Raw genomic sequence first — 23,302 nt, forward strand, 5'->3', positions numbered from 1 at the left:
GGAGAACCACCATGGCAAGAAAGATCAGCTACCAGCAGGCCATCAACGAAGCCCTGGCCCAGGAAATGCGCCGCGACAGCACGGTGTTCATCATTGGTGAAGACGTCGCCGGCGGTGCCGGTGCACCCGGCGAGGAGGACGCCTGGGGTGGCGTGCTGGGCGTGACCAAGGGCCTGTATCACCAGTTCCCCGGCCGCGTGCTGGACGCTCCATTGTCGGAAATCGGCTACGTCGGCGCTGCCGTCGGTGCCGCCACCCAAGGCCTGCGCCCGGTGTGCGAACTGATGTTCGTGGACTTCGCCGGCTGCTGCCTGGACCAGATCCTCAACCAGGCCGCCAAATTCCGCTACATGTTCGGCGGCAAGGCGGTCACCCCGCTGGTGATGCGCACCATGTACGGCGCCGGCCTACGGGCGGCCGCCCAGCACTCGCAGATGCTCACCTCGCTGTGGACGCACATCCCCGGCCTGAAGGTGGTGTGCCCTTCTTCCCCTTACGATGCCAAGGGCTTGCTGATACAGGCGATCCGCGACAACGACCCGGTGATCTTCTGTGAGCACAAGCTGCTGTACAGCATGCAGGGCGAGGTGCCGGAAGAGGTGTACACCGTGCCGTTCGGTGAGGCCAACTTCCTGCGTGATGGCGACGATGTGACCCTGGTCACCTATGGCCGCATGGTCCATGTAGCACTTGAAGCCGCCAACAACCTGGCCCGCCAGGGCATCGACTGCGAAGTGCTGGACCTGCGCACCACCAGCCCGCTGGACGAAGACAGCATTCTTGAAAGTGTGGAAAAAACCGGTCGCCTGGTGGTGATCGACGAAGCCAACCCGCGCTGCTCGATGGCCACCGACATCAGCGCGCTGGTGGCGCAGAAGGCCTTCGGCGCACTCAAGGGCCCGATCGAGATGGTCACTGCACCGCACACCCCGGTGCCGTTCTCCGATGCCCTGGAAGACCTGTACATCCCTGACGCGGCGAAGATCGAAGCAGCCGTGCGCAAGGTGATCGAAGCCGCAAGGAGTGCCGCATGAGCCAGATCCATACCCTGACCATGCCCAAGTGGGGCCTGTCGATGACCGAAGGCCGGGTGGATACCTGGCTCAAGCAGGAAGGTGACGAAATCAACAAGGGTGACGAGGTGCTGGACGTCGAGACCGACAAGATCAGCAGCAGCGTCGAAGCCCCGTTCAGTGGCGTGTTGCGCCGCCAGGTGGCCAAGCCGGATGAAACCCTGCCAGTGGGCGCGTTGCTGGCCGTGGTGGTGGAAGGCGAAGCCGAAGAAGCCGAAATCGATGCGCTGGTGCAGCGCTTCCAGGCCGAGTTCGTCGCCGAGGGGGGCGCCGATCAGGCCCAGGGGCCGGCCCCACAGAAGGCAGAGGTTGGCGGCCGACTGCTGCGCTGGTTCGAGCTGGGGGAAGGCGGCACGCCGCTGGTGCTGGTGCACGGTTTTGGCGGCGACCTCAACAACTGGCTGTTCAACCACCCGGCATTGGCCGCTGAACGCCGGGTGATCGCCCTCGACCTGCCGGGGCACGGCGAGTCGGCCAAGGCCCTGCAGCGGGGCGACCTGGATGAACTGAGCGAAACCGTGCTGGCCCTGCTCGACCACCTGGACATCACCAAGGCCCACCTGGCGGGCCATTCCATGGGCGGCGCGGTAAGCCTCAACGTGGCACGCCTGGCGCCGCAGCGGGTGGCCAGCCTCAGCCTGGTCGCCAGTGCCGGCCTGGGCGAAGCGATCAACGGGCAGTACTTGCAAGGCTTCGTCGCCGCCGCCAACCGCAACGCCCTCAAACCGCAGATGGTGCAACTGTTTGCCGACCCGGCGCTGGTCACCCGGCAAATGCTGGAGGACATGCTCAAGTTCAAGCGCCTGGAAGGTGTTGATGACGCCTTGCGCCAACTGGCATCAGCCATTGCTGACTGCGACCGCCAGCGCCACGACCTGCGCGGGGTGCTGGGGCAGCATCCGGCACTGGTGGTGTGGGGCGGCAAGGACGCGATCATCCCGGCCAACCATGCCGAAGGCCTGGAGGCAGAAGTACTGGTGCTGCCCGAGGCTGGGCATATGGTGCAGATGGAGGCGGCCGAACAGGTCAACCAGCAACTGCTTGCATTCCTGCGCAAGCACTAAGCCCTATCCGTGAGCCTGGAGAACAACAATGAATGACCTGAGCCACAACCATATGCGCGCCGCCGTCTGGCATGGCCGCAACGACATTCGCGTCGAACAGGTGCCTTTGCCAGCCGACCCTGCGCCCGGCTGGGTACAGATCAAGGTGGACTGGTGCGGCATCTGCGGCTCCGACCTGCACGAATACGTCGCCGGCCCGGTATTCATCCCGGTGGAGGCCCCTCACCCGCTGACCGGCATCCAGGGCCAGTGCATCCTCGGCCACGAATTCTGCGGGCAGATCGCCAAGCTCGGTGAAGGTGTGGAAGGGTTCGCGGTGGGCGACCCCGTGGCGGCTGACGCCTGCCAGCATTGCGGCACTTGCTATTACTGCACCCACGGCCTGTACAACATCTGCGAACGCCTGGCCTTCACCGGCCTGATGAACAACGGCGCCTTCGCCGAACTGGTCAACGTGCCTGCCAATCTGTTGTACCGGCTGCCGCAAGGCTTCCCTGCAGAGGCAGGGGCACTGATCGAACCGCTGGCGGTGGGCATGCACGCGGTGAAAAAGGCCGGCAGCCTGCTCGGGCAAACTGTTGTGGTGGTTGGCGCCGGCACCATCGGCCTGTGCACCATCATGTGCGCCAAAGCCGCAGGGGCGGCGAAGGTAATCGCCCTGGAGATGTCTTCGGCGCGTAAAGCCAAGGCGAAGGAAGTGGGTGCAAGCGTGGTGCTGGACCCCAGCCAGTGCGACGCCCTGGCGGAAATCCGCGCGCTGACCGCCGGGCTGGGGGCGGATGTGAGCTTTGAGTGCATCGGCAACAAGCACACGGCCAAGCTGGCCATCGACACCATCCGCAAGGCAGGTAAATGTGTGCTGGTGGGCATTTTCGAAGAAGCCAGCGAGTTCAACTTCTTCGAGCTGGTGTCCACCGAGAAGCAGGTGCTGGGAGCGTTGGCGTACAACGGCGAGTTTGCCGATGTGATTGCCTTCATCGCAGATGGCAGGCTGGACATCCGCCCGCTGGTGACCGGGCGGATCGGGCTGGAGCAGATTGTCGAGCTGGGCTTCGAGGAACTGGTGAACAACAAAGAGGAGAACGTGAAGATCATCGTTTCACCGGGCGTGCGCTGACTGCAGCAACATCTTGCTCCCACAGGTACTGCCCAAGACCCCGGGGCAGTGCAGAATCCTGTGGGAGCGGGCTTGCCCGCGAAAAATGCGCCGCGGTGGATGGCACCGGCTTCGCCGGTGTTCGCGGGCACGCCCGCTCCCACAGGGGCCGCGTGAGCTTCAGGCGCCGCACAAGCCTTGCCCTAGCTGTCTCAGGATCCCATTCTGCGTCATACTCGGCAGACCTATTGCCCGGTCCTCGCCATGCGTCCACTGCTCCCCATTACCCTGGTCCTGCTGCTCGCCGCCTGTGGCGATGGCGAATCGCTGCTTGCGCCGGACGCACGCCTGCCCGACGGGGGGCGTTACCGGGGGCAGGTGGTTGATGGCCTGCTGCAGGGCGAGGGCCGTATCGATTACCCCAACGGCAGCTGGTACGCCGGCGGCTTCAAGGACGGCCAGTGGCATGGCCAGGGCGAATGGCATGGCCAGAACGGCGAGGTGTACCGTGGCCAGTTCGCCGAGGGGCTGTTCCAGGGGCTGGGCGACCTGACCACGCCGGGCAGCCACTATGGCGGCACCTTCAAGCACGGCCGCCGCGACGGCGAAGGCACGCTCAAGCAAGCCGACCAGACCTACCGCGGCCAGTTCAAGGACGACCTGTACGATGGCGCAGGCGAGCTGGAACTGGCCGACGGCAGCCGCTACCAGGGCCTGTTCGCCAAGGGCAAGCCCAACGGCGCCGGGGTGCGCAGCGATGCCAGCGGCAACCAGTTTAGTGGGCGCTTCGTCAACGGCCAGCTGCAAGGCAGCGGCACGTACGACAGCGTCGACGGCGAGCAGTACATCGGTGAGTTCAAGGACAATCGCCTGGAAGGCCGAGGCCGCTACGAAAACGCCGATGGCGATGTATGGATCGGCGAATTCAAGGACGGCGCGCTGATGGGTGAAGGCGAACTGCTGGGCAGTGACGGCAGCCACTACAAGGGCGAATTCGTCGACTGGCGCCTGTCGGGCCGGGGCAGCCTGCAACTGGCCGACGGCAGCATCTACGTCGGCGGTTTCCTGAACGATGCCTACCATGGCCATGGCCAGCTGACCTTGCCAAGCGGCCGGGTCGAAGGTGGCACCTGGGCCAACGGTGTGCGCGTACGCGACCAGAAAGGCAAGCTGCTGCCCGACCCACTGGACCTGGCCCTGCTCAACCAGGGCCGGCTGCTTGAAGAGTCGCTGGCCCGGGTACCGCGCTCAACGCCGCCCATCCAGCTGTACAGCCTGGTGGTGGCCGGCGATGGCCAGCAAAGCGTTTTCCTGCGCGAAGCCGACTACGTCAGCAACATGCTCAAGGTGCGCTTTGGCGCCCGCGGCCAGGTAACCCTGGTCAACCACCGTGACCACATGGCCACCCGCCCCATGGCCACCCGCGAGAACCTCACCCGCGCCGCCAGTACCCTGGCCGAACGCAGCGGCCCCGAAGACCTGGTGTTCATCTACCTCACCAGCCATGGCAGCCAGGACCATCAGTTGGTGCTTGACCAGCCGCGCCTGCAACTGGCCGACCTTTCTGCCGACGAACTGGCCACTGCCCTGGCGCCATTGAAGGACCGCGACAAGGTAATCGTCATCTCGGCTTGCTATTCAGGGGGCTACATCGCCCCGCTCAAGGACGATCGCACGGTGATCATGACCGCCGCCCGGGCCGACCGCGTATCCTTCGGGTGCTCGGAAGAAGCCGACTTCACCTACTTTGGCGATGCGTTGTTCGCAGAAGCACTGAACCAGACCGACGACCTGAAACAGGCGTTTGAACTGGCACGCTCCAGCGTTGCCGAAAGAGAACAAAGGGAAGGCTTCGAAGCCTCGGAGCCGCAGCTGTGGGCACCGCCAGCAGTACTGGAACACTGGCAGCACCTGCGCCGGCAACAGGCCGAAGAAGCATTGCGTAACGCCGCACAGGCCAACGTGGGGGCACAGGCAAAAACACCTGGCAGCCACTAGACTTGTGTGTAACAAGGGAGAGACATCATGTATTTGACGCCTCAGCATGTCCTGCTTGCCGGTGCTACCGGCCTGACCGGTGAACACCTGCTGGACCGCCTGCTCAACGAACCCACCATCACCCGCGTACTGGCGCCTACCCGCCGGCCGCTGGCCGAGCATCCGCACTTGGAAAACCCGGTGGGCGACCCGGCGGTATTCCTTCCACAGCTGGCCGGGCGGGTCGATATCGCTTACTGCTGCTTGGGCACCACACTGAAGCAGGCCGGCTCCGAATCGGCCTTCCGCGCAGTGGACCTGGACATGGTAGTGGCGTTCAGCAAGCGTGCCCGGGAGATGGGCGCGCGGCATCTGCTGGTAGTCAGTGCGCTGGGCGCGGACCCGAAATCGTCGATTTTCTACAACCGGGTCAAAGGCGAGATGGAAGAGGCGCTCAAGGCCCAGGACTGGCCGCAACTGACCATCGTGCGGCCGTCGTTGCTGCTGGGCGAGCGGATCGAGCCACGGCTGGCAGAACAACTGGTTTCGCCGTTTTCCAGGTTGATACCTGGCAAGTACCGGGGGATTGAGGCGTGTACCTTGGCCCGGGCCTTGTGGCGGTTGGCGCTGGAGGAAGATGACGGGGTGCGGATTGTGGAGTCGGATGAGCTTCGCAAGTTGGGCAAGATATAAGCTTTTCCTGAAAGGGCCTCTTCGCGGGCTAGCCCGCGAAATGGCCATCACAGGCCGCCGGTGGCCTGGAAGCCGACACCGGCCGCAGTCAGCAATGACAACGGCAACAACAGGGTATCCAGTAGCATGCTGCCAGGCAGGTCCAAGCGTGGATACGCCGGTGCATCAGCCCCGTAATGATCGCGCGGGCAGCACCCGCCATTGATCACGTACAAATCCAGCCGGGTACCGGCATACACCACCGGCGCCCCAGGTTTTGCAGCATCCAGCGTGCGCACCGTGGCGCAGCCACCCAGCATCACCAGCGCCGCCACACCCAACAGCGCTCGCTTCAATCATCCACCCCGAAGTGGTGCTCGCCCCAGCGCGGCAACATGTCCTGGGGAATGGCCAGCAGGTTGAGAATGCGCGCCACGACAAAGTCGACCAGGTCGTCGATGGTCTGCGGCTGGTGATAGAAGCCGGGCGCCGCCGGCAGGATCACCGCACCCATTTGCGACAGCTTGAGCATGTTCTCCAGGTGGATGGTGGAAAACGGCGCTTCGCGCGGCACCAGGATCAGTTGGCGCCGCTCCTTGAGGGTAACGTCGGCAGCGCGTTCGATCAGGTTGTTGCAGGCCCCCGTGGCAATCGCCGACAGGGTGCCGGTGGAACAGGGCACCACAACCATCGCCGCCGGGGCGCCGGAGCCGGAGGCTACCGGCGACATCCAGTCTTCCTTGCCGTACACCCGGATCTGCCCATCGGCGGCGCCGGTGTATTCGGTAAGGAATGCCTGCATCGCCTGGGGCTTGGCCGGCAGCACCACGTCGGTCTCGGTGGCCATCACCAGTTGCGCGGCCTTGGAGATCAGGAAATGCACCTCACGGTCCTCGCGCACCAGGCAATCGAGCAGGCGCAGGCCATACTGGGCGCCCGAGGCGCCCGTCATGGCCAGGGTGATGCGTTCCGGCCCGCTCACTTCAGGGCCTCGGCCAGCTTGCCGTGCAGGCCACCGAAGCCGCCGTTGCTCATGATCACCACGTGGGTGCCCGGGCGTGCCTGACCTTTGACCCGCTCGATGATCGCGTCGAGGCTGTCGGCCACCACGCTCGGTACCTTGCACTTCGCCGCAGTGGCGGCCAAGTCCCAGCCCAGGTTGGCCGGGGCGTACCAGATCACCTGATCGGCGTCGTTGACGCTTTCCGGCAAACCGTCACGGTGGGCGCCGAGCTTCATCGAGTTGGAGCGAGGTTCGATCACGGCAATCACCGGCGCCACGCCAACGCGCTTGCGCAGGCCGTCGAGGGTGGTGGCGATGGCGGTCGGGTGGTGGGCGAAGTCATCGTAGATGGTCACGCCCTGTACTTCGGCAACCTTTTCCATGCGCCGCTTGACGCTCTTGAAGGCGCTCAGGCCTTCGATACCCATGGCCGGCACCACGCCAACATGGCGGGCCGCTGCCAAGGTAGCCAAGGCGTTGGCGACGTTGTGCTGGCCAGTCATTGCCCAGTCCACAACGCCCTGCGCCTCGCCCTCGAACAGCACTTCGAAACGCGAGCCGTCGGGGCTGAGCAGGCGCGCCTGCCACTGGCCACCTTCGCCGGTCGTCTGCACCGGGGTCCAGCAGCCCATGCCGATGACCCGCTCCAGCGCGTGCTCGGTGGTGGGGTGAATGACCAGGCCTTCGCCCGGGATGGTGCGCACCAGGTGGTGGAACTGCCGCTCGATCGAGGCCAGGTCCGGGAAGATGTCCGCATGATCGAACTCAAGGTTGTTGAGGATCGCGGTACGTGGGTGGTAGTGGACAAACTTCGAGCGCTTGTCGAAGAAGGCGCTGTCGTATTCATCGGCTTCGACCACGAAGAACGGCGTGTCGCCCAGGCGCGCCGACACCGAGAAGTTCTGCGGCACACCACCAATCAGGAAGCCCGGGCTCATGCCGGCATGTTCCAGCACCCAGGCCAGCATGCTGCTGGTGGTGGTCTTGCCATGAGTGCCTGCAACGGCCAGTACCCAACGGCCTTGCAGCACGTGGTCAGCCAGCCATTGCGGGCCGGACACATAAGGCAGGCCCTTGTTCAGCACGTACTCCACCGCCGGGTTGCCACGCGACATGGCATTGCCGATGACCACCAGGTCTGGCGCCGGGTCCAGCTGGGCTGGGTCATAGCCTTGGGTCAACTCGATGCCCTGGGCTTCGAGCTGGGTGCTCATCGGGGGATAGACGTTGGCGTCCGAGCCGGTGACGCGATGGCCAAGTTCCTTGGCCAGCACCGCCAGCGAACCCATGAAAGTGCCGCAAATACCGAGAATGTGAATATGCATGGTCGACCTCGCAAAACATCGAGGCAGGGTAGCCCAGGGCGCGACAAATCGCACCCGCTGTTTCGCTCAGTCGGCCCTGGTGATGCCGTGTTTGCGCAGTTTTCGATACAAGGTATTGCGGCTGATGCCCAGGTGCTCGGCGACGCGGGTCAGGTGCCAGTGTTTTGCCTCCAGGGTCGCCAGCAGCGCATGGCGCTCGGCCTCTTTCAACGCTGCCGCCCCTATCGCCGGCAAGCCAGCTCCCACAGGTGCAGCGTCAGCTTCGAAAGCCCTATTTACCCTGTAGGTGCAACTGCCTTCTAGCGCCTGTTCTGGCCCTGCCACCGGCAAGCCGGATCCCCTTGGATTTACAAATGGCTCGAAGCCAGTGTGATCGGGGTGGGAGCTGGCTTGCCGGCGATCGAGGGCAAAGCCCTCGCGGACGATGGCGGGGAGATCCGAGAACATGATTCGGGCATCTTCGCAAAGCGCTACCAATGTACGCAGCACATTGCGCATCTGCCGCACGTTCCCCGGCCAGGTGAAGTCCAGCAGCGCCTGGCGCGCACTGGGTTCCAGCTCGACCGGATGCCCCTGTGCCTCCTGACGCAGGAGGAAGTCCAGCAACTGCGCCTTGTCACTGCGATCGCGCACCGCCGGCAACGCCACCTCCAGGCCATTCAGGCGGTAATACAGGTCCTCGCGGAAACTGCCCTGCTCCACCCGTTCCAGCAGGTGCCGGTGGGTAGCGCTGACAATGCGCACGTCAACCGCTTGCGGTTCACCCCCGATCGGCACCACCTGGCGCTCTTCCAGCACCCGCAGCAGGCGGGTTTGCAGGGCCAGCGGCATGTCGCCGATCTCGTCCAGTAGCAAGGTCCCGCCGTCAGCCTGCAACAGCTTGCCGCGCATGCCTTCCTTGCGTGCGCCGGTAAAGCTGCCACCGCGGTAACCGAACAGCTCGCTTTCAATCAGGCTCTCCGGGATCGAGGCGCAGTTGATGGCGACAAACGGCTTGCCGCGCCGCTCGCTGGCCTGGTGCACGGCCTGGGCGAACGCCTCCTTGCCACAACCGGTTTCGCCGCGCAGCAACAACGGCACGTCACGCTCGAACACCCGCACGCAGCGGCGAAAATCGTTTTGCAACGCCGGGTCGAGCAGGCAGATGGCCGGTTCCACCTCGCGAACGGGCTGCCGGTAGGCGGTGGGCACTGACCATACCGGCGTACGGGCCTGGCCACGCAGGCTGGCGAACACCTGGCGGCCGTCCAGGGTGTGTAGCGGCCATACCGTGCTGCCAGCGGGCATGGCGCGGTTGAACAATTCGTCGTGGCTGCAGGCGAAGAAGCGCTGCATGGGTTTGCCCAGCACGCCACCGCGCACGGTACCCAGCAGGTTCAGCGCACTCTGGTTGGCCGCGCAGATGCGCCCGTCCCCGTCGAAGGCCAGCAGCCCTTCACTGAACAGGCCGACCGACTCGGCCTGCAGGTGGAAACGCAGCAGCCACTGCTGCTCGAAATGGCGCAGGAAATAGCAGCTTTCGATCATCTTCGCCGAAAGGTTGACCAACGCCATGGTGTGGAACTGGCTCTGGCGCGAAACATCGGGCCGGGCCGACGATACGTCAAGCACCGCCAGCAGTTCGCCATGCGGGTCGAACACCGGGCTCGCCGAACAGGTGAGGCCGGTATGGCGGCCACGAAAGTGCTCGTTCTGGTGGATGGTCAGGGCCTGGCGCTCGACCAGGCAGGTGCCGATGCCGTTGGTGCCCTCGCGCGCTTCGCTCCAGTCGGCGCCCAGCCACAGCCCGGCACGCTCGAAGCTGCGCCGCTCGGTGGGCGCGCTGACGCAGTTGAGGATTACCCCGCGGGCGTCGGTCAGCAGTACCGCGTGGCCGGCCCCGGAAAGCTGCTGGTGCAGGGTATTCATTTCAGGGTCGGCAATTTGCAGCACCTGGCGCAGGCGCTCGCGGCTTTCCAGCAGGCGCCCGTGCTCAAGCACCACCGGGGCCGCGATCACAGCTGGGTCGAGGTGGTAGTCCTCCAGGCAACGCAGCCAGGAGCGGGCGATGGACGGGTCACTGCCGCCCTCCCCGGCGCCACCATGGGCAACGGTATGGACTTGCTGGGCATGGCGACTGAAATGATTGCTCTGCATTGTTGTAGTTCTCTGCAGATAGAGAGTCACATCAGCATCCTCCACCCGGGAAGGCTTTGCAATGCAGCCTGCCGTGACGTGTCGCAAATGGCACAAAGTGTCACCCCCGCGTGTACCGGCGCTGGCACAACGGCCGCTCACCGGGGCCGGGCAACTGACCTAAATCATTGATTTGCCTGGGGTGCCCAACGCTGGCCCAACCTTTGCTCTACGCTTCTCAACTCCTCAACAAACATAACAGCCAGGAGACACACCATGCGTTACGCACATCCCGGTACCGACGGCGCGAAGGTTTCCTTCAAGAACCGCTACGGCAACTACATCGGTGGCGAGTTCGTAGCTCCGGTCAAGGGGCAGTACTTCGAGAATACGTCCCCGGTGAATGGCAAACTGATTGCCGAATTCCCCCGCTCCACTGCCGAAGACATCGATAAAGCGCTCGACGCTGCCCATGCCGCTGCCGACGCCTGGGGCCGCACTTCAGTGCAGGACCGCTCCAACGTGCTGTTGAAGATTGCCGACCGCATCGAGCAGAACCTTGAACTGCTGGCCATTACCGAAACCTGGGACAACGGCAAACCTGTCCGCGAAACCCTCAACGCCGACATTCCGCTGGCCGTCGATCACTTCCGCTACTTCGCCGGCTGCATCCGCGCCCAGGAAGGCGGCGCTGCCGAGATCAACGAAGGCACCGTGGCTTATCACATCCACGAGCCGCTGGGTGTCGTCGGGCAGATCATTCCGTGGAACTTCCCGATCCTGATGGCGGCCTGGAAGCTGGCGCCTGCGCTGGCCGCCGGTAACTGCGTGGTGCTCAAGCCTGCCGAGCAGACGCCACTGGGCATCACCGTGCTGCTGGAAGTGATCGGCGACCTGCTGCCACCTGGCGTACTCAACGTGGTGCAAGGCTACGGCCGCGAAGCCGGTGAAGCCCTGGCCACCAGCAAGCGTATCGCCAAGATCGCCTTCACCGGGTCTACCCCGGTGGGCTCGCACATCATGAAATGCGCGGCCGAAAACATCATCCCGTCCACCGTCGAGCTGGGCGGCAAGTCGCCGAACGTGTACTTCGAAGACATCATGCAGGCCGAGCCAAGCTTCATCGAGAAGGCTGCCGAGGGCATGGTGCTGGCGTTCTTCAACCAGGGCGAGGTGTGTACCTGCCCGTCGCGTGCCCTGGTACAGGAGTCGATCTACCCGCAGTTCATGGAAGTGGTGATGAAGAAGGTGCTGCAGATCAAGCGCGGCGACCCGCTGGACACCGACACCATGGTCGGCGCCCAGGCTTCGCAGCAGCAGTTCGAGAAGATTCTCTCCTACCTGCAGATCGCCCAGGAAGAAGGCGCCGAGCTGCTGACCGGTGGCAAGGTCGAGAAGCTGGAAGGCTCGCTGGCCACCGGTTACTACATCCAGCCGACCCTGCTCAAGGGCAACAACAAGATGCGCGTGTTCCAGGAGGAAATCTTTGGCCCGGTGGTCAGCGTCACCACCTTCAAGGACGAAGCCGAAGCACTGGCGATTGCCAACGACACCGAGTTCGGCCTGGGTGCCGGCGTGTGGACCCGTGACATCAACCGTGCCTACCGCATGGGCCGCGGGATCAAGGCCGGGCGTGTGTGGACCAACTGCTACCACCTGTACCCGGCGCATGCCGCGTTTGGCGGGTACAAGAAGTCCGGCGTCGGCCGCGAGACCCACAAGATGATGCTGGATCACTATCAGCAGACCAAGAACCTGCTGGTGAGCTACGACATCAACCCGTTGGGCTTCTTCTAAACAGCGTCGCGGCCTTCGCGGGCTCGCCCGCTCCCACAGGTTCATCGTTGCTTCCAGAACCGATGCAATACCTGTGGGAGCGGGCAAGCCCGCGAAGAGGCCGGACCTGATCTACACAAAACCCAGAGCGGCAACCGTGCACCAACCGCTCTGGCTCGCTTCCTGCAGTACACATCACCATCGGCCCGAACCCTTCCGGCCACCAAGAAAAACAACAGGTGAATCTATGCCAAGCGATCATTCCGCCGGCTCGCCGGCAGGCTCTTCCGTCGACTTCGAAAAAGTCGGGTCGGACTATTTCCAGCAACGTGAACTGAAAAAAGGCGCCGCCGGCTGGGTACTGCTGGTCGGCCTGGGCGTGGCCTATGTCATCTCCGGCGACTATGCCGGCTGGAACTTCGGCCTGGCCCAGGGCGGCTGGGGCGGCATGTTCCTCGCCACCTTGCTGATGGCCACCATGTACCTGTGCATGTGCTTCTCGCTGGCCGAGCTGTCGTCGATGATCCCCACCGCAGGCGGCGGCTACGGCTTTGCCCGCAGTGCGTTTGGCCCATGGGGCGGCTTCCTGACCGGCACGGCAATCCTCATCGAATACGCCATTGCGCCCGCGGCCATCGCCGTGTTCATCGGCGCCTATTGCGAGTCACTGTTCGGCATCGGCGGCTGGGTGATCTACCTGGCGTTCTATATCGTGTTCATCGGCATCCACATCTTCGGTGTGGGTGAAGCGTTGAAACTGATGTTCATCATCACCGCCGTCGCCGCCATCGCCCTGGCGGTGTTCCTGGTGAGCATGGTGCCCCATTTTGATGCAGCCAACCTGTTCGACATCGCCAAAACGGACGCAGTAGGCGCCAGCAGCTTCCTGCCGTTCGGCTATGTCGGCGTGTGGGCGGCCATCCCTTACGCCATCTGGTTCTTCCTTGCCGTCGAAGGCGTGCCGCTGGCCGCCGAAGAAACCAAGAACCCCAAGCGTGACCTGCCACGCGGCCTGATCGGCGCCATGCTGGTACTGCTGGCCTTCGCCCTGCTGATCCTGGTGGTCGGCCCCGGTGGTGCAGGCTCCGAAGCGCTGAAGGCATCCGGCAACCCGCTGGTCGAAGCGCTGTCCAAGGCCTACGGCGGCAGCACCTGGATGGGCGGCTTCGTCAACCTGGTCGGCCTGGCCGGGCTGATCGCCAGCTTCTTCTCGATCATCTACGCTTATTCCCGCCAGATCTTTGCCCTCTCCCGTGCCGGCTACCTGCCGCGCAAACTGTCGGAGACCAACAAAAGCAAGGCCCCGGTACTGGCCTTGATCATCCCCGGCATCATTGGCTTTGCCCTGTCGCTGACCGGCCAGGGCGACTTGCTGATCCTGGTGGCGGTGTTCGGCGCTACGCTGTCCTATGTGCTGATGATGGCCGCGCACATCACCCTGCGCATCCGCCGGCCGAAGATGGAGCGCCCGTACCGCACCCCCGGTGGCATCTTCACTTCGGGCGTGGCACTGGTGCTGGCGTGCATCGCCGTGGTTGCCGGCTTCCTGGTCGACCCACGGGTGGTAATTGGCGCCGCAGTGATCTATGCGGTACTAATTGCCTACTTTGCTTTCTACAGCCGCCACCACCTGGTCGCGGGCACGCCGGAAGAGGAATTCGCCGCCATCCAGCAGGCCGAAGAGGCCTTGCACTGATTGCCGCCACCCGCCGCGGGGCAACCCGCGGCTCTGGAGATTCTGTATGGCAAGTTTCGTACACACGGTAGGCCACCTGGTCTACCGCTTCGACAGCCTCAAGGACGTGATGGCCAAGGCCAGCCCGGCCCGCTCGGGGGACTTCCTGGCAGGCGTCGCGGCCAGCAATGACGGCGAGCGTGTCGCTGCGCAGATGGCGCTGGCCAATATCCCGCTGACCCATTTCCTCAATGAAGCCCTGATCCCTTACGAAGCCGATGAAGTCACCCGGCTGATCATCGACACCCACGATGCCCAGGCCTTCGCCCCGGTCAGCCACCTGACCGTGGGCGGCCTGCGCGACTGGCTGCTGAGCGAAGAGGCCAATGAAGACAGCCTGCGCGCTCTGGCGCCAGGGCTGACGCCGGAAATGGCTGCGGCCGTGTCGAAGATCATGCGCGTGCAGGACCTGGTGCTGGTGGCGCAGAAGATTCGCGTGGTCACCCGGTTCCGCGGCACCATGGGCTTGCGCGGGCGCTTGTCTACGCGCTTGCAGCCCAACCACCCGACCGACGAGCCGGCCGGTATCGCCGCCAGCATTCTTGACGGCCTGCTGTACGGCAACGGCGACGCGATGATCGGCATCAACCCGGCCACGGACAGCATCGCCTCGATCTGTGCCCTGCTGGAAATGCTCGACGCCATCATCCAGCGCTACGACATCCCCACCCAGGCCTGTGTGCTGACCCATGTCACCACTTCGATCGAGGCGATCAACCGCGGCGTGCCGCTGGACCTGGTGTTCCAGTCCATTGCCGGCACCGAGGCGGCCAACGCCGGGTTTGGCATCAACCTGAACGTGTTGCAGGAGGGTTACGAAGCGGGCCTGTCGCTGAAACGCGGCACCCTCGGGCAAAACCTGATGTATTTCGAAACCGGCCAGGGCAGCGCACTGTCGGCCAACGCCCACCATGGCGTCGACCAGCAAACCTGCGAGACCCGCGCCTATGCCGTGGCCCGCCACTTCAAGCCGTTTCTGGTCAACACCGTGGTCGGTTTCATCGGCCCGGAGTACTTGTACAACGGCAAGCAGATCATCCGCGCCGGCCTGGAAGACCACTTCTGCGGCAAGCTGCTGGGCGTGCCGATGGGCTGCGACATTTGCTACACCAACCACGCCGAAGCCGACCAGGACGACATGGATACCCTGCTGACCCTGCTGGGGGTGGCCGGGATCAACTTCATCATGGGCATCCCCGGCTCCGACGACATCATGCTCAACTACCAGACCACCTCGTTCCACGACGCGCTGTACGCGCGCCAAACCCTTGGCCTGAAACCCGGGCCGGAATTCGAGGCATGGCTGGCCCGCACCGGCATCTTCACCCAGGCCGATGGCCGGGTGCGCTTTGGTGACAACCTGCCACCGGCCTTCCGCCAGGCCTTGGCACAGCTTGCATAGGGATGACCATGGACCATCGCACGCCTACCCCCGACAACCCTTGGCTGGCCCTGCGCAACCTGACCCCGGCGCGCATCGCCCTGGGCCGTGCCGGTACCAGCCTGCCGACCGGGGCGCAGCTGGACTTCCAGTTCGCCCACGCCCAGGCCCGCGATGCCGTGCACCTGGCCTTCGACCATGCCGGCCTGGCTACCCAGCTGGGTGACCGCGGGCGCGAAAGCCTGGTGCTGCACAGCGCTGCCACTGACCGCCACCAGTACCTGCAGCGCCCGGACCTGGGCCGGCGCCTGAACGAAGAGTCGATTGCCACCCTGCGCCAGCATGCCCAGGCCAACCCCGGCGGCGTCGACCTGGCCATTGTGGTCGCCGATGGCCTGTCGGCGCTGGCGGTGCACCACCACACCTTGCCGTTCCTGGCCCGTTTCGAGGAACAGGCCGCCGCTGACGGCTGGACCAGCGCCCCGGTTGTGCTGGTGCAGCAGGGCCGCGTGGCAGTGGCTGACGAGGTCGGTGAACTGCTGGGCGCACGGATGACCGTGATGCTGATCGGCGAGCGCCCGGGGCTGAGTTCCCCCGACAGCCTTGGCCTGTATTTCACCTACGGGCCAAAAGTCGGCCTGACCGATGCCTACCGCAACTGCATCTCCAACATCCGCCTGGAGGGGTTGAGCTATGGCATGGCGGCGCACCGCCTGCTGTACCTGATGCGCGAAGCCTGCCGTCGGCAGCTTTCCGGAGTGAATCTCAAGGACGAAGCCGAGGTCCATAGCCTGGAAAGTGAGCACACTGGTAACCAGAAGGGCAACTTCCTGCTCGGCAAAGAGTAAACAACATGTCACGGAAGGCGGATTGCACTTGTGACGCGCATTGGGCAGCATGCCCTTGTAAGCCGCTGGCATTCCGCTGTTTCCCTAAATGGACTCTGAGGGCCGCACATGCGCATCATCAAGGCAACCCTGGAACACCTCGACCTGCTCACGCCATTGTTCGTCAAATACCGTGAGTTCTACGGGCAGCTCCCCTACCCCGACAGCTCGCGCAGCTTCCTGGAAAAGCGCCTGAAGCGGGATGAATCAGTGATCTACCTGGCACTTCCCGATGATGATGACGGCAAGTTGATGGGCTTTTGCCAGCTTTACCCGAGCTTCTCGTCGCTGTCGCTCAAGCGCGTGTGGATTCTCAACGACATCTACGTGGCCGAAGACTCGCGGCGCATGCTGGTGGCCGACCACCTGATGCGTGAAGCGAAGAAAATGGCCAAAGAGACCAACGCCGTGCGCATGCGGGTGTCGACCAGCGCGAACAATGAGGTAGCGCACAAGACCTACGAATCCATCGGGTTTCGTGAAGATACCGAGTTCAAGAGCTACATCCTGCCCATCAGCCAGGATTGACCTGTCAAAACGGTTCACCGCATTTGTAGGAGCAGCCTTGCGCTGCGAAAGGGCCGAGATTGCTTGTGGCATCAGTGGCCTCTTCGCAGCGCAAGGCTGCTCCTATATGGGCTCGGTGCTGACACAAAACAGTCCCTATCGTAACCCCCCGCTACAAACTCCCCGGGCATGATCTTCACTTCGCCGTATAATGCCCCACCTGTCATGTGTGAAAATTTACCCATCCCCAGGTAACCCAGCCTACGCCCAAGAACACAGGTGCTGTACATGGATTTCAACCCGTTGGACCTTATCCTGCATCTCGATGCCTACCTCGATCTGCTGGTCACCAATTACGGTCCCTGGATCTACGCCATCCTTTTCACCGTGATCTTTTGCGAAACCGGGCTGGTGGTAATGCCCTTCCTGCCGGGCGACTCGCTGCTGTTCATCGCTGGCGCCGTAGCGGCGGGTGGCGGTATGGACCCGGTGCTGCTGGCTGGCCTGTTGATGGCTGCCGCAATCCTGGGCGACAGCACCAACTACGTGATCGGCCGAACAGCCGGCGAGCGGTTGTTCAACAACCCCAACTCGAAAATATTCCGCCGCGACTACCTGCAGCGCACCCATGAGTTCTATGAACGCCATGGCGGCAAGACCGTGACGCTCGCGCGCTTCCTGCCCATCCTGCGCACCTTCGCACCGTTCGTCGCCGGCATCGCCCACATGCATTACCCACGTTTCCTGGGCTTCAGCGTTGCCGGTTCAATCCTGTGGGTCGGCGGCCTGGTCACCCTGGGCTACTTCTTCGGTAACGTGCCATTCATCAAGCAGCACCTGTCGCTGATGGTGGTGGGCATCATCATCCTGTCGCTGGTGCCGATGATCCTCGGCCTGTTGCGCGGCCGCCTGGGCCGTGCGGCCAAGGCTCACTGAACACTTAGAGAACAGCAGGCATGTGGTCGTTCAGCGCCTGGCGGCGCAAGCGCGCACTGGCGCGCTACCCCATCGAGCCAAAGCAGTGGCAGGCCGTGCGCGAGCGCCTGCCGATGCTGGACGGCATCAGCGACGACGAAGACCACTGGCTGCGCGAAGCCTGCATCCTGTTCCTGCTCGACAAGCACCTCACCTGCCTGCCAGGTGTCGAACCCGACGACGAGCAGCGCCTGTTGCTGGCCGCCCAGGCGCAGTTGCCGCTGCTGCACCTGGGCGAGCTGAACTGGTACCAGGGCTTCCACGAAATCATCCTGTACCCCGACGACTTCAAGAGCCCCCAGCGCCACCGCGATGCCAGTGGCGTGGAGCACGTGTGGGACGGCGAGCACAGCGGCGAGGCCTGGCAACAGGGGCCGATCATCCTGGCCTGGAACGGCGTGCTGGCCAGCGGTGGCTGGGAGGCCTACAACCTGGTCATCCATGAGCTGGCGCACAAGCTCGACATGCTCAATGGCGATGCCAACGGCCTGCCGCCGCTGCACAGCGGCATGCCGGTGGATGAGTGGGCAACGGCCATGCAGCAGGCCTACGACGACCTCAACCGCCAGCTGGACAACAACCCCGACGCCGAAACCGCCATCGACCCGTATGCCGCGGAAAACCCGGCGGAGTTCTTTGCTGTCACCAGCGAATACTTCTTTAGTGCCCCCGACCTGCTGCATCAGGCTTATCCACGGGTCTACCACCAGTTGTCGCAGTTCTACCGGCAAGACCCGCTGGCGCGGCTGCTTCGGCTGCAGGCCGAACACCCCGAGTACCGCGAAAGCCACGCCTGACGGGGCCGCACATCAGGCCAGGCGTGGCATGCCCCGGCAGAATGTGCCTATAATCGCCGCCACTTTTTTGGTCAAACACGGGGGCACTGCCCAATGAGCTACAGCAAGATTCCGGCGGGCAAAGACCTGCCGAACGACATCTACGTCGCCATCGAAATCCCGGCCAACCATGCGCCGATCAAATACGAGATCGACAAGGACAGCGACACCCTGTTCGTCGACCGTTTCATGGCTACCCCGATGTTCTACCCAGCCAACTACGGCTTCATCCCGAACACCCTGGCTGACGACGGTGATCCGCTGGACGTGCTGGTGGTTACCCCTTACCCGGTAGCGCCAGGCTCGGTTATCCGCGCCCGTCCGGTTGGCATCCTGAACATGACCGACGACGGCGGCGGTGATGCCAAGGTCATCGCTGTTCCTCACGACAAGCTGTCGCAGCTGTACGTCGACGTGAAGGAATACACCGACCTGCCAGCCCTGCTGATCCAGCAGATCGAGCACTTCTTTGCCAACTACAAAGATCTCGAGAAGGGCAAGTGGGTCAAGATCGAAGGCTGGGATGGCGCTGACGCCGCCCGTGCTGCGATCACCAAATCGGTTGCTGCCTACAAAGGCTGATACCGGTTGTAAAAAAACCCGCTCCGGCGGGTTTTTTTTTGCCCGAAGGGGCGACAGCACCTTCATTCGGTAAAAAGTCCTACGCAGTCCTACACCAACGCCCTACAAGCAGGCACTTTTCGTACAAATTCCGTCAACAAGCGGTTCATTTCCTTGCGGGTACCCCGTCGCTACACTCGCCCCCATGAACACTTCCGGCGACCGCCTCAAAGCCCTTCTCCACGAATGTGGCCTGTCCGCTTCTGATTTCGCCGCTCAGCGCAGCGTCACACCGCAGCACGTCAACAACTGGTTCAACCGCGGCGTACCCCTGGCCCGCCTGGACGAAATGGCCGACCTGTTCTGTGTGCATCGGCGCTGGCTACGCACAGGCGAAGGGCCCAAACACCCAAACCCGATCCAGCGCAACCACCCGCCACGCCAGGCACCGGCCAACCCGCCCAGCCCACTGTCGGCACACCGTGCCCGGGAGCTGAGGGTGCCTTTTTACGAACTGCGAAACGGCCTGCTTGCGCCGGTGGCCAGCAAACACCTGCGCCTGCCGGCAAAAGCGCTGAAAGGGTTGGGTGTGCACGCCCATCACGCCATCTGCCTGGCCATGCCCGCCAGCAACATGGTTCCGCTTATTCCGCAGGAGGCCATCCTGGCCGTGGACCTGGGCATGACCCGGGTAATAGAGGGCGAAACCTATGCCCTGCTGCACAATGGCGTGCTCAGGGTAAACAACCTCAGCCTCGGCCCGCAGGGCACGCTGTACCTGAACAGCCATGACCGTCGCAATTACGCCGTCGAACGCTACACCTGCGCCCAGCGCCAGGCGCAGGGCCTGGAGATTATCGGTTGGGTATTCCACTGGTCGCATTTCCGCCAGCAACGGCCCGGCTGAAACAACCTGTGCCATTTTTTGCTGGGCATCCTGCGCGTGCCCTTGTATGCTACGCCGCACATTAAGCCCCGACCGGCGCGAGCCGCGGTCCAGAGGGCTCGGCGATATCCCACACGGGCATCTGCCATCTCTTTCAGGCCCTTGATGGCCACACAGTTAAGGCGATTGCGGCTTACCATAAATTAGTCGGAAGCGTCCCCGAGAAGCCGGCCACAAGCCGGCTTTTTAATGCCCGCAAAAATGTCGGGGCGCTGGCGAAACCCTCTGCGCCAACGCCCTCTGCGGCCTTCAGAACCGCGTCACTACCCCCACCCGCAGCGTGCGCCCCGGTGCCGGCATGAAGCTTTGCGCCAGCGGGTCCAGATAGTAGCGATCGGTCAAGTTCTGCAGCGAGGCATTCACCTCGGTGTTCTCGAGCAACTTGTATTTCAGGAACAGATCGAACAGCGCAACCGAGCGGTATTCGATCTGCGGCGTGGTAGCACCGGACTGCCAAGGCTTGTCGAGGGTACTGGTCGGGCCGGAGGTGTAGGTCACCCGGCCACCCACGGTCAATGCCTCGTCGAGGAAGCGCATGCCGCCAGTCAGATTGGCTGAAAACCGTGGCGGGTTCTGGGTGTTGGTGTAAGAGCCCATGAAACTGCCCGGCGTACAGTTGGGCGTGTTCTCGGTCTTCTGGTACGGGTTGGCGGTAGCGCGGAGTTTGCCGGCGAAGTCCGCATCGCAGGTCTCGGTCTTGAGGTAGTAGGTGGCCGAGAGGTCGGCAAACACACGGCCGGCATCGTAGTGTGATTGCAGCTCAAGGCCGCGGGTGCTGAAGCTGTCGGTGTTGCTGAAGGTCATCAGGCCCCAAAGCCCCGGGCTTGGGTCGTAGTAACGGGTGATGTAGTTCTTTATCACGTTGTCGAAGTAGGCAAGCTTGACCGCGGCCGAGTCGTGCTCGGTCAACAGGTTGTCGCGCAACGCACTGACGCCGATCTCCCAGCTCTGCGAGCGTTCGGGCTTCAGGCTTTTACCGGGGGAGACTTGCTGGGTACCCTGGCTGGTCTCGAACAAAGACGGCAGGCGCAGGCCCTGGGTGTAGGAGACATAGAAGAACGTGTCGGGCATCAGCTCGACGTTGATGCCGAATGCCGGCGAGAAGCCGCCGCCACTGCTGCTGCCTTGCGGGCTATGGTCATAGCCTGTGACTACGCTGCTGATGCCTTCGGTGCCGACCTCCACGCTGGTCGCGCCGAAGTCGTTGAAACGCACGCCATTGAACGGCTCGTTGCTGTTGCCGAAGACGATGCCGTTGTTCAGCCTGGGGTCGGTGGCATCGGTGTACTGGCCGTTCTGATCAGGGAACCAGGTCATGCTGCCCCAGCCTTTCGGGCCACTCGCCGAGATGTATCGTACCTCGCGGTCCTGACGCCGGGCGGTGGCCAGCACGGTGTTGTCCCTGGTGTGGAAGTGGCTATAACGGCCACCGCCCCACAGGGTCAGTTGCTCGATCGGCTGGTACTCGAGCTTGCCGTTGAAGCTGAACTCCTGCCTGGAGGCATCGCGCAGGGTGCGGTTGGCATCGATGTCATGCTGGGTGATAAGCACACTTTTCTGCGGTTGCAGGTCTTCGAGCTGGAAAGCGCCGCCCAGGTCGAGCTTGAAGTCGCCATGGGTCGTCTCGAACCGGGAGACGTTGTTCAGGTCGCCACCAATACGGCGGTTGTCCTGGCGGGTCCAGCTGCGGTCAGAACGAAACAACTGCGAAGCAGGCGCCGTCCAGGCTGAGCTCAAGGTGCTGGTTTTGGCGTCTGTCATCCACAGGTTGCTGGTCAGGTCGACCCAGGGGTTAGCGGCAGGCAGGTAGTGGTAGCGCGCCGTGTAGGTGTCGATCTTCACCTCGCCCAAGGGGTACTGGTAGATACCCGCGGTGCCGAAACGATAGATGTCGGAAGGCATGATCTCGGCAGTGCGACCGTGGTAGCGGCGATAGCCCAGGTCCAGCGTATGGTCGTCGGCTATCCGCCAGGTTGCCTTCAGCAGGTACGAGTCGGTTTTCGATGAAGAGTTGAGCACTTCTTCCCCGGCGTTGTAGGTCATTGCCACGCTTGGCTGCTCCCGGCCGTCTTCGTCATGGATGCGGTAGCGGTCCTGGCCTTTCTTGCCGGAAAAGTAGTTGCCCTGGTTACGGTGTGCATACGCCGCCACCACGTCCAGCCGCTCTGTGGTAAAGGCAAAGGCAGCGCTGCCAGACTCAGCCTCGGAGCCAAACAGGCTGCCCCGGCTGTCGCGTGGCGGCGCGGTCAGGCTTTCATCCCTGGAGCTGGCGCTGCGGTGGGCGGGGGCTACGCCGTTGTCCCAGAAATCACCCTTGAGGCGCACGCCGACCTGGTTGCCGTCCACCAGAATGTCCTGCACACCGATCGTCTGCATCTCCACCGTGCCGCCTATCGCCCCGGACTTGGTCGACGGCCCTTTGTTCACGGTCAGACTGCTGATCAGATCGGGATCGATATAGCTGCGCTGCTGGGTACCGCCATAACCTCGATAGACATCCAGGGCCTGCTCAGAACCATCGACCTTGACCGCCACCCGGCTCTGGCCCTGGATGCCGCGGATGTTGACGTCCAGGGCACCGCCATTGCGGGTGTCACCAACCTGCACGCCAGGGATACCGTTGAGCAGGTCGCCCGCAGACACCCGGCCGAAGCGGTCGATCTGCTCGCTGGTCAGGTGCACTGACGAACGTGGCGCTCTGTAGGTTTCCACCTCTGGGCCCTGCGCGGCGGCCTCGACCATCGTCGGCGACAACTCTGCTGCTGCACGGGCAGCGGTGCCCTGCGCCATCAACACGTAGGTGCCGGTAGCACTTGGCACCAGCCGCAAACCGGTATTGGCGAGCAACCGCTGCATGCCCTCGCTGACCGTATACCGCCCTTTCAAGGCGGGCGCTGTTCGCCCGCGAATCAGGTCAGGCTCGTACGACAGCAGCAGCCCGGCCTGGCTGCTGAAGCTGCCGAGGGCTGCCCCCAACGGGCCTTGGGCAATGTTGTAGTCACGCAGCGTGGCGTCGTCCAGGCGGGTAGCCGTGAGCGCAGCCTTGTGGGCATCCTCGGCCAAAACCGCGCTGCTGTGCAGCAGGCCTGAAGCGCAGCAACTGGTCAGCGTGCAACGCAGCACAAAGTTGATGGCCGACAGGCAAGGCCGAGGGCGCGGAGCAGGTGAAGGACAACGTACTGGGAGCATGCTTTTCTCGCTCGTAGGGTTCGCGCCCACCACTGGCAGCGGGCTAGTTACCTCCTCTGTCGCACGAGATCGAAAAAAGGATATGAATGGCTAGGAAGCGTCCGAATTTACCGAACTGGCCTTGTGACTTGAGCAATTCTAGTGATAATGGTTTGCATTTGCGACAGACCATGTATCAATTCAA

At 63.5% G+C, this 23,302-nt stretch carries 19 protein-coding genes; 14 read left to right on the forward strand and 5 right to left on the reverse strand.

The annotated features are described in order from the left end of the window. Positions 1–11: 11 nt before the first annotated feature. The 5 genes from E8E78_RS03185 (at position 12) to E8E78_RS03205 (ending at position 5,903) form a co-directional block, all read left to right on the forward strand. Complete coding sequence (locus tag E8E78_RS03185) at positions 12–1,034, forward strand: alpha-ketoacid dehydrogenase subunit beta (protein ID WP_016497851.1); 1,023 nt, start codon at positions 12–14, stop codon at positions 1,032–1,034. Beyond that, positions 1,031–2,137 (forward strand): acetoin dehydrogenase dihydrolipoyllysine-residue acetyltransferase subunit, encoded by a 1,107-nt coding sequence (locus tag E8E78_RS03190; RefSeq protein WP_197863369.1) that lies wholly within the window; start codon positions 1,031–1,033, stop codon positions 2,135–2,137. The genes E8E78_RS03185 and E8E78_RS03190 overlap by 4 nt, the downstream gene beginning before the upstream one ends. A 52-nt stretch (positions 2,138–2,189) precedes the next feature. Continuing rightward, positions 2,190–3,254 (forward strand): 2,3-butanediol dehydrogenase, encoded by a 1,065-nt coding sequence (locus E8E78_RS03195; RefSeq protein ID WP_232099851.1) that lies wholly within the window; start codon positions 2,190–2,192, stop codon positions 3,252–3,254. A 243-nt stretch (positions 3,255–3,497) separates the two neighbouring features. Continuing rightward, a complete protein-coding gene (locus tag E8E78_RS03200; protein WP_049277552.1) occupies positions 3,498–5,231 on the forward strand; it encodes a C13 family peptidase in 1,734 nt (577 codons plus the stop codon). Positions 5,232–5,258: 27 nt separating this feature from the next. After that, positions 5,259–5,903, forward strand: coding sequence for an oxidoreductase (locus E8E78_RS03205; protein WP_049277553.1), 645 nt, complete (start codon positions 5,259–5,261; stop codon positions 5,901–5,903). A 47-nt stretch (positions 5,904–5,950) separates the two neighbouring features. On the opposite strand, the gene E8E78_RS03210 is transcribed toward E8E78_RS03205, so the two are convergent. From E8E78_RS03210 to E8E78_RS03225, 4 genes are all read right to left on the reverse strand, one after another. Further along, positions 5,951–6,238, reverse strand: coding sequence for a YceK/YidQ family lipoprotein (locus tag E8E78_RS03210; protein ID WP_049277555.1), 288 nt, complete (start codon positions 6,236–6,238; stop codon positions 5,951–5,953). Then, positions 6,235–6,864: a flavin prenyltransferase UbiX gene (gene ubiX / locus E8E78_RS03215; RefSeq protein WP_019472370.1), complete on the reverse strand. Its 630-nt coding sequence runs from the start codon at positions 6,862–6,864 to the stop codon at positions 6,235–6,237. The genes E8E78_RS03210 and ubiX overlap by 4 nt, the downstream gene beginning before the upstream one ends. Beyond that, positions 6,861–8,210, reverse strand: coding sequence for a UDP-N-acetylmuramate:L-alanyl-gamma-D-glutamyl-meso-diaminopimelate ligase (gene mpl, locus E8E78_RS03220; RefSeq protein WP_049277557.1), 1,350 nt, complete (start codon positions 8,208–8,210; stop codon positions 6,861–6,863). Before mpl ends, ubiX begins: the two co-directional genes overlap by 4 nt. Before the next feature lie 66 nt (positions 8,211–8,276). After that, positions 8,277–10,346 (reverse strand): sigma-54-dependent Fis family transcriptional regulator, encoded by a 2,070-nt coding sequence (locus tag E8E78_RS03225; RefSeq protein ID WP_049277559.1) that lies wholly within the window; start codon positions 10,344–10,346, stop codon positions 8,277–8,279. Between the two features lie 255 nt (positions 10,347–10,601). Between E8E78_RS03225 and E8E78_RS03230 the strand changes: the two genes are divergently transcribed. The 9 genes from E8E78_RS03230 (at position 10,602) to E8E78_RS03270 (ending at position 19,890) form a co-directional block, all read left to right on the forward strand. Further along, the gene (locus tag E8E78_RS03230) at positions 10,602–12,122 is read left to right on the forward strand and encodes an aldehyde dehydrogenase family protein (protein ID WP_016497842.1); all 1,521 of its coding nucleotides are present in this window, start codon (positions 10,602–10,604) and stop codon (positions 12,120–12,122) included. Positions 12,123–12,348: 226 nt separating this feature from the next. Then, on the forward strand, positions 12,349–13,797 hold the full coding sequence (eat, locus tag E8E78_RS03235) for an ethanolamine permease (protein WP_049277561.1): 1,449 nt from the start codon (positions 12,349–12,351) through the stop codon (positions 13,795–13,797). 46 nt (positions 13,798–13,843) lie between these two features. Further along, on the forward strand, positions 13,844–15,238 hold the full coding sequence (locus tag E8E78_RS03240) for an ethanolamine ammonia-lyase subunit EutB (RefSeq protein ID WP_016497840.1): 1,395 nt from the start codon (positions 13,844–13,846) through the stop codon (positions 15,236–15,238). An 8-nt stretch (positions 15,239–15,246) separates the two neighbouring features. Next, entirely contained in the window at positions 15,247–16,065 is an 819-nt protein-coding gene (gene eutC, locus E8E78_RS03245; protein ID WP_049277565.1) for an ethanolamine ammonia-lyase subunit EutC, read from the forward strand. A 108-nt stretch (positions 16,066–16,173) separates the two neighbouring features. After that, complete coding sequence (locus E8E78_RS03250; protein WP_016497838.1) at positions 16,174–16,632, forward strand: GNAT family N-acetyltransferase; 459 nt, start codon at positions 16,174–16,176, stop codon at positions 16,630–16,632. Between the two features lie 267 nt (positions 16,633–16,899). Then, on the forward strand, positions 16,900–17,547 hold the full coding sequence (locus E8E78_RS03255; protein WP_041167541.1) for a DedA family protein: 648 nt from the start codon (positions 16,900–16,902) through the stop codon (positions 17,545–17,547). A gap of 20 nt (positions 17,548–17,567) precedes the next feature. Further along, positions 17,568–18,383, forward strand: coding sequence for a M90 family metallopeptidase (locus E8E78_RS03260; protein WP_016497836.1), 816 nt, complete (start codon positions 17,568–17,570; stop codon positions 18,381–18,383). Positions 18,384–18,476: 93 nt separating this feature from the next. Continuing rightward, complete coding sequence (gene ppa, locus E8E78_RS03265) at positions 18,477–19,004, forward strand: inorganic diphosphatase (protein WP_016497835.1); 528 nt, start codon at positions 18,477–18,479, stop codon at positions 19,002–19,004. 184 nt (positions 19,005–19,188) lie between these two features. Continuing rightward, the gene (locus tag E8E78_RS03270) at positions 19,189–19,890 is read left to right on the forward strand and encodes an XRE family transcriptional regulator (protein ID WP_049275260.1); all 702 of its coding nucleotides are present in this window, start codon (positions 19,189–19,191) and stop codon (positions 19,888–19,890) included. A gap of 288 nt (positions 19,891–20,178) precedes the next feature. Here E8E78_RS03270 and E8E78_RS03275 read toward each other — a convergent pair whose 3' ends face one another. After that, positions 20,179–23,118: a TonB-dependent receptor gene (locus E8E78_RS03275; protein WP_280311824.1), complete on the reverse strand. Its 2,940-nt coding sequence runs from the start codon at positions 23,116–23,118 to the stop codon at positions 20,179–20,181. Positions 23,119–23,302: the final 184 nt, after the last annotated feature.

It is taken from the genome of Pseudomonas sp. BN505, assembly GCF_029873175.1.
GTDB lineage: Bacteria > Pseudomonadota > Gammaproteobacteria > Pseudomonadales > Pseudomonadaceae > Aquipseudomonas > Aquipseudomonas putida.

Excerpts from the sequence above, each read along its gene's own strand:
- E8E78_RS03225 (WP_049277559.1), bottom strand. The coding sequence starts at position 10,346 with ATGCAGAGCAATCATTTCAGTCGCCATGCCCAGCAAGTCCATACCGTT.
- E8E78_RS03190 (WP_197863369.1), top strand. The coding sequence starts at position 1,031 with ATGAGCCAGATCCATACCCTGACCATGCCCAAGTGGGGCCTGTCGATG.
- E8E78_RS03200 (WP_049277552.1), top strand. The coding sequence starts at position 3,498 with ATGCGTCCACTGCTCCCCATTACCCTGGTCCTGCTGCTCGCCGCCTGT.
- E8E78_RS03230 (WP_016497842.1), top strand. The coding sequence starts at position 10,602 with ATGCGTTACGCACATCCCGGTACCGACGGCGCGAAGGTTTCCTTCAAG.
- E8E78_RS03195 (WP_232099851.1), top strand. The coding sequence starts at position 2,190 with ATGCGCGCCGCCGTCTGGCATGGCCGCAACGACATTCGCGTCGAACAG.
- eat (WP_049277561.1), top strand. The coding sequence starts at position 12,349 with ATGCCAAGCGATCATTCCGCCGGCTCGCCGGCAGGCTCTTCCGTCGAC.
- E8E78_RS03275 (WP_280311824.1), bottom strand. The coding sequence starts at position 23,118 with ATGCTCCCAGTACGTTGTCCTTCACCTGCTCCGCGCCCTCGGCCTTGC.
- mpl (WP_049277557.1), bottom strand. The coding sequence starts at position 8,210 with ATGCATATTCACATTCTCGGTATTTGCGGCACTTTCATGGGTTCGCTG.
- eutC (WP_049277565.1), top strand. The coding sequence starts at position 15,247 with ATGGACCATCGCACGCCTACCCCCGACAACCCTTGGCTGGCCCTGCGC.
- E8E78_RS03185 (WP_016497851.1), top strand. The coding sequence starts at position 12 with ATGGCAAGAAAGATCAGCTACCAGCAGGCCATCAACGAAGCCCTGGCC.
- E8E78_RS03270 (WP_049275260.1), top strand. The coding sequence starts at position 19,189 with ATGAACACTTCCGGCGACCGCCTCAAAGCCCTTCTCCACGAATGTGGC.
- E8E78_RS03240 (WP_016497840.1), top strand. The coding sequence starts at position 13,844 with ATGGCAAGTTTCGTACACACGGTAGGCCACCTGGTCTACCGCTTCGAC.
- E8E78_RS03255 (WP_041167541.1), top strand. The coding sequence starts at position 16,900 with ATGGATTTCAACCCGTTGGACCTTATCCTGCATCTCGATGCCTACCTC.
- ppa (WP_016497835.1), top strand. The coding sequence starts at position 18,477 with ATGAGCTACAGCAAGATTCCGGCGGGCAAAGACCTGCCGAACGACATC.
- E8E78_RS03260 (WP_016497836.1), top strand. The coding sequence starts at position 17,568 with ATGTGGTCGTTCAGCGCCTGGCGGCGCAAGCGCGCACTGGCGCGCTAC.
- E8E78_RS03250 (WP_016497838.1), top strand. The coding sequence starts at position 16,174 with ATGCGCATCATCAAGGCAACCCTGGAACACCTCGACCTGCTCACGCCA.
- E8E78_RS03205 (WP_049277553.1), top strand. The coding sequence starts at position 5,259 with ATGTATTTGACGCCTCAGCATGTCCTGCTTGCCGGTGCTACCGGCCTG.